Genomic DNA, 7,866 nt, shown 5'->3' with positions numbered 1-7,866 from the left:
GTCCATATCGACCTTGGAGGCCCAGTTGACGACCGGGTCGAACTTCTCGGCGACGAGGAGTTCGCCGGTGGCGCGGTTGAGTGTGTAGCCGAAGCCGTTGCGGTCGAAGTGGGTCAGCAGCGGGGTCTCCTTGCCGCCGACCTTCTGATCCGTGAGGATCATCTCGTTGATGCCGTCGTAGTCCCACTCGTCGTGGGGGGTCATCTGGTAGACCCACTTGGCCACGCCCGTGTCGGGGTTACGCGCCCAGATGGTCATCGACCAGCGGTTGTCGCCCGGACGCTGCTTGGGGTTCCAGGTCGAGGGGTTGCCCGAGCCGTAGTACATCAGGTCGAGCTTGGGGTCGTAGGAGAACCAGCCCCAGGTGCAGCCGCCGCCGGTCTTCCACTGGTCGCCTTCCCAGGTCTTGGTCGACGAGTCCTTGCCCACCGGCTTGCCGAGGTAGGTGGTCTTCTCCGGGTCGACCAGCATCTGGTCGTCCGGGCCGATCGAGTAGCCGCGCCAGACCTTCTTGCCGGTCTTGGCGTCGTAGGCGGTCACGTGGCACTGCACGCCGAACTCGCCGCCCGAGATGCCGACGATGATCTTGTCCTTCACCGGCAGGACCGTGGCGGTGTTGGTCTCGCCCTTCTTCGGGTCGCCGTTCACCACCGACCAGTTCACCTTGCCGGTCTTGGCGTCGAGCGACACCACCGTGGTGTCGGCCTGGTGCAGGATGATCGCGTTGTCCGAGTAGGCCAGGCCGCGGTTGACCGTGTCGCAGCACATCACCGGGATCACCGACGGGTCCTGCTTGGGCTCGTACTTCCACACGATCTTGGCCTCATGGTCGAGGTCGAGCGCGTAGACGATGTTCGGGAACGGCGTGTGGACGTACATCATGTTGCCGACGACGAGCGGCGAGCCCTCGTGGCCGCGCAGAACGCCCGTCGAGAAGGTCCAGGCCACCTGGAGGTTCTTGACGTTGCCCGCGTTGATCTGGTCGAGCTTCGAATAGCGCGTGTTGGCGTAGTCGACCGTCTGCAGCACCTGCTCGGCCGGGTTCGCCAGATGCTTCATCAGATCGTCGTTCGCGATCGCCGGGCTGGTCGATGCGAGAGCGACGAGGAGCAGGTGCGGTCCAAGATCGAGATTCATCGCTCGGCAGCCTGATCTGCAAAATGAAAAGGCGCCGCCCGACCAGCGGGACGGCGCCTCGATCAATCATGGATCCCGATCGTCGGACGACGTTCAGGCCGCCTTCCTGTCCCGGCCGATCAGCTTGCGGTTGATCAGGAGCTCGGCGATCTGGACCGTGTTCAGGGCGGCGCCCTTGCGCAGGTTGTCCGAGACGCACCAGAAATTCAGTCCGTTCTCCACCGTCGCGTCCTCGCGGATGCGGGAGATGTAGGTGGCGTCCTCGCCCGCCGCCTCGTGCGGGGTCATGTAGCCGCCGTTCTCGCGCTTATCGATCACCAGGATGCCGGGCGCCGAGCGCAGGATCGCGGTCGCCTCCTCGGCGGAGATCGGTCGCTCGAACTCGACGTTGACGGCCTCCGCGTGGCCGATGAACACCGGCACGCGCACGGCGGTGGCCGTGAGCTTGATCTTGGGGTCGAGCATCTTCTTGGTCTCGGCGACCAGCTTCCACTCTTCCTTGGTGTAGCCGTCCTCCATGAACACGTCGATGTGCGGGATGACGTTGAAGGCGATGCGCTTGGTGAACTTCTCCTGCTTCACCTCGCCGGCCGTGAACACGGCGCGGGTCTGGTTGAACAGCTCGTCCATCGCGTCCTTGCCGGCGCCGGAGACCGACTGGTAGGTCGAGATCACCACGCGCTTGATCGTCGCCGCCTCGTGCAGCGGCTTCAGGGCGACCACGAGCTGCGCCGTCGAGCAGTTCGGGTTGGCGATGATGTTGCGCTTGGAGAAGCCGACCACCGCGTCAGCGTTCACCTCGGGCACGATCAGCGGTACGTCCGACTCGTAGCGGAACGCCGACGAGTTATCGATCACCACGCAGCCCTGCGCGCCGATGCGGGGCGACCACTCCTTGGAGGTCTCGCCGCCGGCCGACATCAGGCAGATGTCGGTGTCGGAGAAGTCGTAGGTGTCGAGGGCTTTGACCTTGAGGATCTTGTCGCCGAAGGAGACTTCCTGGCCCTGGCTGCGGCGCGAAGCCAGAGCCACGACCTCGTCGGCGGGGAAGGCCCGCTCGGCGAGGATGTCCAGCATCTCGCGGCCCACGTTCCCCGTGGCGCCGACGATGGCGACCTTGTAACCCATCTCGATCAGACTCCGCTTGCCGCGCGCGATCCCGGCATCCGCCGCCCGCGTCGGGCCATGACCCGCCGGCCCCGCGACGTCGCAAGGTGGGACCTGCGGAAGGCGGGAGCAAGGCGCCGGGGTCGCTCGCCTGTCAAGGGAGGCGGCGTCATGCCTCCCGCGCTTCGTCATGCATCCCCGCGGCAAGGTTCGATTCACCGCGTGCCGAGAAAGCCGGCCTCGGGCGGCGGATCGAAACCACCGGGGAGGGGATCCGGGCGGAGGATGCAGGCGCTTTCCCGAGGCGCGACCGCATCCGATGGCCACAGACGAGACGTTCCCCGGCCTCGCGCCCGCGGCGGCCGCGCCGCGGCGGTGGCGGCTCGTCGCCTTCGCCGGCCGAGCGGTCGGCGCCGTGCTGACGATCGGCGCGCTGAGCGTGCTGTCCCGCGAGACGGCCCGGACGCGTCCGCCCGAGCCGGCGCCGGCCCCCGTCACGACCACCGATCTCGGGATCGCCTTCGTGCCGGCCATGACGCTCGCGCCACGGCCCGCCGTCCCGGCCGAGACGGCCGGGCGCCTGCGCCTCGACCTGGCGGGCGAGGCCGCCCGGATCGAACCGCGGCACGGCCGGCAGGAGCAGACGCTGGGCCGCGGCGACTTCGCGGCGATCGAGGAGACGCATCTGCGCCTCACCCTGACGCGGGACGCCCCCGAGCCGCAGCCCGGCCTGTTCGTGACCCTGGCCCGGCGGGCGGCGGAGGGCCCGAACCTCTCGGTGATCCGGACCGGCCAGCGCGGGCGGATCGCCACGAAATTCGGTGCGGTCGAGACGCTGGAGGCGACGCTGTCGGGCGCGGGGCGCCGGATCTGCACCGGCTTCGTCACCCTGGAGGCCCAGCCGGCGCGGATCGACGGCTGGCTCTGTGCGCCCCTCGGGCAGCCGCCCGAGCCGCGCACGCTCGCCTGCACCCTCGACGCGCTCACCCTCGACGCGCGCGCCGACCCGGCCACGAGCGCGGTCTTCGCCGACGCGGAGGGCCGCCGCGACGCTAACTGCGACCCGATCCGGGCGCTGTCGTCCGGGGAGCCGGAAGGCCGCACCGGCTCGATCGTGCCGCGCCGCACGCCGCCCGCGCGGAAACCGCAGCATCCTTGAGCGAGCCCTTCGCGTGATCGGGGCGGCGAGCCCCTTTGCGCGATTGGGGCGACAATGCGGCAAAACACGCAAGCTGAGCCGTTTTTCCGGAACCGCGGCCGCGCTCGGGCGTCTACCCCGCAACAGGCACCGGATTCTTAATCTCTCGGCGCCATACCCGACCCCGCATTCAAACAAGGTGCGTCATGCGCTCGATCAAGATCGCCCTGCTGGGCGCCCTCGCCGTCACCGGCCTCGGCTTCACCGCGCCGGTCCAGGCCCAGGACGGTTACGCCCCGGGCTACCGCGTCAGCCGTCCGCTGCCGATCCGCATCCGCCCGCGCAGCTGGCTGGATGCCGGCAACGTCGTCGAGCCGGGCAACGGCTCGGTGAGCAACCCGGCCACCAACCCGGTCCTGATCGCGCAGTCGAACCAGCTCAACCCGGTCTACGGCCGCAACGACGGCTACGGCGGCGGCATCCTGCCCGACCCGATCACCAACGGCCCGTTCATCGGCGCCCGGTCGAGCGCGATCCGCAACGTCGACTTCTCGGCGATCGACGCGATCGATCCGACCTCCTACGTCGCGCGCTACGGCAACCCGTACTAAGCCGACACGGACCTCGTCGATCGGGGCGCGCAGCACGGGCTGCGCGCCCTTTTTCATGCGTGGCGTCTCGCCGCTCAGGCCGCGCGGACGCGCAGCTCGGACGCGATCAGCTCGGCCATCGCGCGGGTGCCGAGCACCGGGGCGCCGTCGCTCGCGATGTCGGCCGTGCGCGCGCCGCCGGCCAGCGCCGCGGTGATTGCGCCGTCGACGAGGTCGGCCGCCTCGCCGAGGCCGAACGAGTAGCGCAGACACATGGCGAGCGAGCCGATCATCGCGATCGGGTTGGCCTTGTCCTGGCCGGCAATGTCGGGCGCCGAGCCGTGCACCGGCTCATAGAGCGCCTTCCGGGTCCCGCGCGCGTCGACCGCGCCGAGGGAGGCCGAGGGCAGCATCCCGAGCGAGCCGGTGAGCATGGCGGCGACGTCGGAGAGCACGTCGCCGAACAGGTTGTCCGTCACCAGCACGTCGAACTGCTTCGGGCGCCGCACCAGCTGCATCGCGCAGTTGTCGGCGAGCACGTGCTCCAGCGCGATTCCCGCGTAGTGGCGGGCGTGCACCTCGGTGACGACCTCCTTCCACAGCACGCCGGACTTCATCACGTTGTGCTTCTCGGCGGAGGCGACCCGGCCGGAGCGCTTGCCCGCGAGATCGAAGGCGACGTGCGCGATCCGCTCGATCTCGGCGGTGGTGTAGACCTGCGTGTCCACGGCCCGCTTCGAGCCGTCGGGCAGGGTGGTGATCTCCTTCGGCTCGCCGAAGTACACGCCGCCGGTGAGCTCGCGCACGATCATGATGTCGAGGCCCTCGACCAGCTCGCGCTTGAGCGCCGAGGCGTCGGCCAGCGCCGGGTAGCAGATCGCCGGGCGCAGGTTCGCGAACAGGCCGAGGTCCTTGCGCAGCCGCAGCAGGCCGGCCTCGGGGCGGATCTCGTAGGCCACGCCGTTCCACTTCGGCCCGCCGACGGCCCCGAGCAGGATCGCGTCCGCCGCGTCGGCGTTGGCCAGCGTCGCATCCGAGAGCGGCTTGCCGTGGGCGTCGATGGCCGAGCCGCCGACGAGGTCGGTCTCGGTCTCGAAGGTGGCGAGCCCGGTCTCGGCCAGCGCCGTCAGCACCGTCTCGACGCCGGCCATCACCTCGGGGCCGATCCCGTCGCCGGGCAGGAGCAGGAGCTTGTACGTGGTCATGGAGTTCGCCTCTTATCGATGGGTCATTGAGAGCCGTAACGACTCACTTCGACCGGCCTTACCGATCTTCGACTGTCCCACTCCACTTCCGCATCCTGAGGCGATGGAGCGAAGCGGAGGCCTAGAGGGAACGCTCCAGAGATCGCGAGGGTGCTGGAGAACTCCTTCGAGGCCCGCTCACGCGGGCACCTCAGGATGAGGGCGTGGGTGGGACGATCCGATCGAACCGGCGCGAAACGCGCGCCCTGATTCGACCGCTTTGGAAACGTCACACCTTCCGCGCCACCGTGAACCGGGCCGCCTCGCACAGGGTCCGCGCCCGGTCGCCCCAGCGGGCCACCGCCTCCTCGCAGACGCCGACCAGCCGGTCGCACTCGGCCCGGGCGCCGTCGAGGCCGAGGCGGTCGACGAGGGTCGCCTTGCCGGCGTCCTTGTCCTTGCCGGTGGCCTTGCCCATCGCCTCCGGCGAGGCCTCGCGGTCGAGGATGTCGTCGGCGATCTGGAAGGCCTGGCCCAGCGCGAGGCCGTAGCGCAGCAGCGCGGCGCGCTCGTCCCGGGTGGCGCCGCCGACCATCGCGCCGGCCTCGACCGAGAAGGCGAGGATGGCGCCGGTCTTCATCGCCTGCATCCGCAGCGTGTCGTCCACGTCGAGGGAGACCGGGCCGAAGCGGCCTTCCGCCGTCAGGTCGAGCAGCTGGCCGCCGACCATGCCGCCCAAGCCCGAGGCGCGGGCGAGGCCGAGCACGAGGTCGGCACGGATCGACGGGTCGGGCTGCCAGGTCGGGTCGGCCACGATCTCGAAGGCCAGGGTCTGCAGCGCGTCGCCGACGAGGATCGCGGTGGCCTCGTCGTAGGCCTTGTGCACGGTCGGCTTGCCGCGGCGCATGTCGTCGTCGTCCATCGCCGGCATGTCGTCGTGGACGAGCGAGTAGCAGTGCACCAGCTCGACGCCGGCGCCGGCCGCGAGCGCGCCGGCCTCGGAGCCGCCGAGCATGCGCGCGGTCTCGACCGCGAGAAACGGGCGCAGGCGCTTGCCGCCGCCGAGCACCGCATGGCGCATCGCCTCCATCAGGCGGGGCGGGCGCGCGATCTCGCCGGGGCCGACCTCGGGGCCGAGGCGCTCGACGAGGAAGGTCTCCACCGTGTCGGCCACGCGGGCGAGCTTGTGGGAAAACCCGTCGCCGGCGGCTTGCGACTTGACCGGAGCGGGGTGAGCCTGCGTTGAGGTCATCGGGAACGGGCCTTGGCGGGAGTGGGACGCGACACGGTGCGGGCGGACGATAGCAAAGCGGCGCCGGGTCGCGACGCGCAGAGTACCGAGGCGCGGGACCTGAGGTCGCTGGGGCGCCCGCAGCTGCCGCCACCGTCGCGGCGGGTCCGGAAGCTCGTCGGGCGCATCCTGCTCGTCCCGGCGGTCGGGATCGTCCTCATGCTCGCGCTGGCGCTGCTCTATAGCGCGGTGACGCCGCCCTCAACCCTGATGCTCGGGCGATGGTTGACGCTGCAGCCGGTGGCTCGCGAGGCGGTGCCGCTATCGGCGATCGCGCCGGCGCTGGTCCAGGCGGTGGTCGCCTCCGAGGACCAGCGCTTCTGCCTCGACAACGGGGTCGACGTCGGGGCCCTGCGCGACGTGGTCGACGACGAGGACGGCCCGAGCCGCGGCGCCTCGACGATCGCGATGCAGACGGTGAAGAACGTCTTTCTCTGGCCCGGCCGGTCCTACCTCCGCAAGGCGCTGGAGATCCCGCTCGCGTTTCTCCTCGACGCGCTCTGGGGCAAGCGGCGGATGATGGAGATCTACCTCAACGTCGCCGAGTGGGGCGACGGCGTCTACGGCGCGCAGGCCGCCGCCCGGCACTGGTTCGGCAAGAACGCCCGCGACCTCACCCGCGGCGAGGCGGCCCTGCTCGCCGCGACCCTGCCGAACCCGATCCGGCGCAGCGCCGGGCGGCCCTCGCGCGGGGTGCGGGCGCAGGCCGAGCGCATCCAGGGCCGAATGGGGCAGGTCGAGGGCCTGATGGGCTGCCTGAGGGGGTGAGTTTTTTCAGATCCCCGGTTCGCAGGCCGGCCCGATGCGGTTAGGGAGCGTGATCCGAACGAGAACGAGCGCCATGGCCGAGACCGGCACCACAGAGATCACCCTGGAGCGGATCGCCCTGATCCGCCGCCTCGTCGTCGGCTGGAACGCCGACGGGGCGGGAGCGCCGATGATCCACCCGGACGCGCCCTACGGCTCGACCGCGCGGGACGACGACATCGCCAACGTCACCGGCGACGACGAGGGGGCCGACGCGGAGCACCGGGCGGTCGGCGCGGCGTTCGCCGCCTTCGTCCGCCACGCGGTGCTCAAGCCCGGGCGCTACCAGTACCACAACCCCCTGGCCAAGCTCGATCCGGGCCGGGCCGGCGACGTGTTCCGCGACGCGGACGGCGCCACGCCGGAGCACATCACCTTCGACGTCACCGCCGAGCACCTCGCGCTAATCCCGCACCTCGCCGTGCGCTGGAGCGATGCGCTGGACGTGCCCTGCGTCGACGCGGAGGCGCCCTACGGCGCGACGCCGGTGCCGGATTCCGCCCTGCACCACGAGATCCAGCCGGCGCTGCAGATCTTCCTGCGCTACGCCGACATCGCGCCGGGCGACTACGCCTAGGCCGCGGTCGCCCGGCGGCTTCCCTCCCCCTTCGC

Annotated in this window: 8 protein-coding genes; 4 read left to right on the top strand and 4 right to left on the bottom strand. The window is 70.6% G+C overall.

All coding sequences use genetic code 11. The annotated features are described in order from the left end of the window. Together MKK55_RS24245 and MKK55_RS24240 are read right to left on the bottom strand one after the other, a co-directional pair. Positions 1–1,137, bottom strand: a 1,137-nt coding sequence (locus MKK55_RS24245) for a PQQ-dependent dehydrogenase, methanol/ethanol family (RefSeq protein WP_243938037.1), incomplete at its 3' end; no start/stop codon positions are given. A gap of 93 nt (positions 1,138–1,230) precedes the next feature. Continuing rightward, positions 1,231–2,265: an aspartate-semialdehyde dehydrogenase gene (locus MKK55_RS24240; protein ID WP_147729787.1), complete on the bottom strand. Its 1,035-nt coding sequence runs from the start codon at positions 2,263–2,265 to the stop codon at positions 1,231–1,233. A gap of 298 nt (positions 2,266–2,563) precedes the next feature. On the opposite strand from MKK55_RS24240, the gene MKK55_RS24235 reads away from it, so the two are divergent. Both MKK55_RS24235 and MKK55_RS24230 read left to right on the top strand, forming a co-directional pair. Next, a complete protein-coding gene (locus MKK55_RS24235) occupies positions 2,564–3,403 on the top strand; it encodes a hypothetical protein (RefSeq protein WP_243938035.1) in 840 nt (279 codons plus the stop codon). A gap of 185 nt (positions 3,404–3,588) precedes the next feature. Next, the gene (locus MKK55_RS24230; RefSeq protein WP_147729876.1) at positions 3,589–3,993 is read left to right on the top strand and encodes a hypothetical protein; all 405 of its coding nucleotides are present in this window, start codon (positions 3,589–3,591) and stop codon (positions 3,991–3,993) included. A 74-nt stretch (positions 3,994–4,067) separates the two neighbouring features. Here the strand turns inward: MKK55_RS24230 and leuB are convergent, their stop codons facing one another. Further along, positions 4,068–5,177, bottom strand: a complete 1,110-nt coding sequence (leuB, locus tag MKK55_RS24225; protein WP_243938033.1) for a 3-isopropylmalate dehydrogenase — start codon at positions 5,175–5,177, stop codon at positions 4,068–4,070. Positions 5,178–5,445: 268 nt separating this feature from the next. Further along, a complete protein-coding gene (locus tag MKK55_RS24220; RefSeq protein ID WP_147728945.1) occupies positions 5,446–6,408 on the bottom strand; it encodes a polyprenyl synthetase family protein in 963 nt (320 codons plus the stop codon). A 198-nt stretch (positions 6,409–6,606) separates the two neighbouring features. Here MKK55_RS24220 and mtgA point away from each other — a divergent pair, with 198 nt between their 5' ends. Together mtgA and MKK55_RS24210 are read left to right on the top strand one after the other, a co-directional pair. Next, positions 6,607–7,215, top strand: coding sequence for a monofunctional biosynthetic peptidoglycan transglycosylase (mtgA, locus tag MKK55_RS24215; protein ID WP_405044393.1), 609 nt, complete (start codon positions 6,607–6,609; stop codon positions 7,213–7,215). A gap of 73 nt (positions 7,216–7,288) precedes the next feature. Then, complete coding sequence (locus MKK55_RS24210; protein ID WP_147729301.1) at positions 7,289–7,831, top strand: hypothetical protein; 543 nt, start codon at positions 7,289–7,291, stop codon at positions 7,829–7,831. Positions 7,832–7,866 lie beyond the last annotated feature (35 nt).

Source organism: Methylobacterium sp. J-059 (assembly GCF_022829485.1).
Classification (GTDB): domain Bacteria; phylum Pseudomonadota; class Alphaproteobacteria; order Rhizobiales; family Beijerinckiaceae; genus Methylobacterium.
The sequence above is the reverse complement of the archived record's forward strand: the minus strand, read 5'-3'. Positions and strand labels throughout refer to the sequence as shown.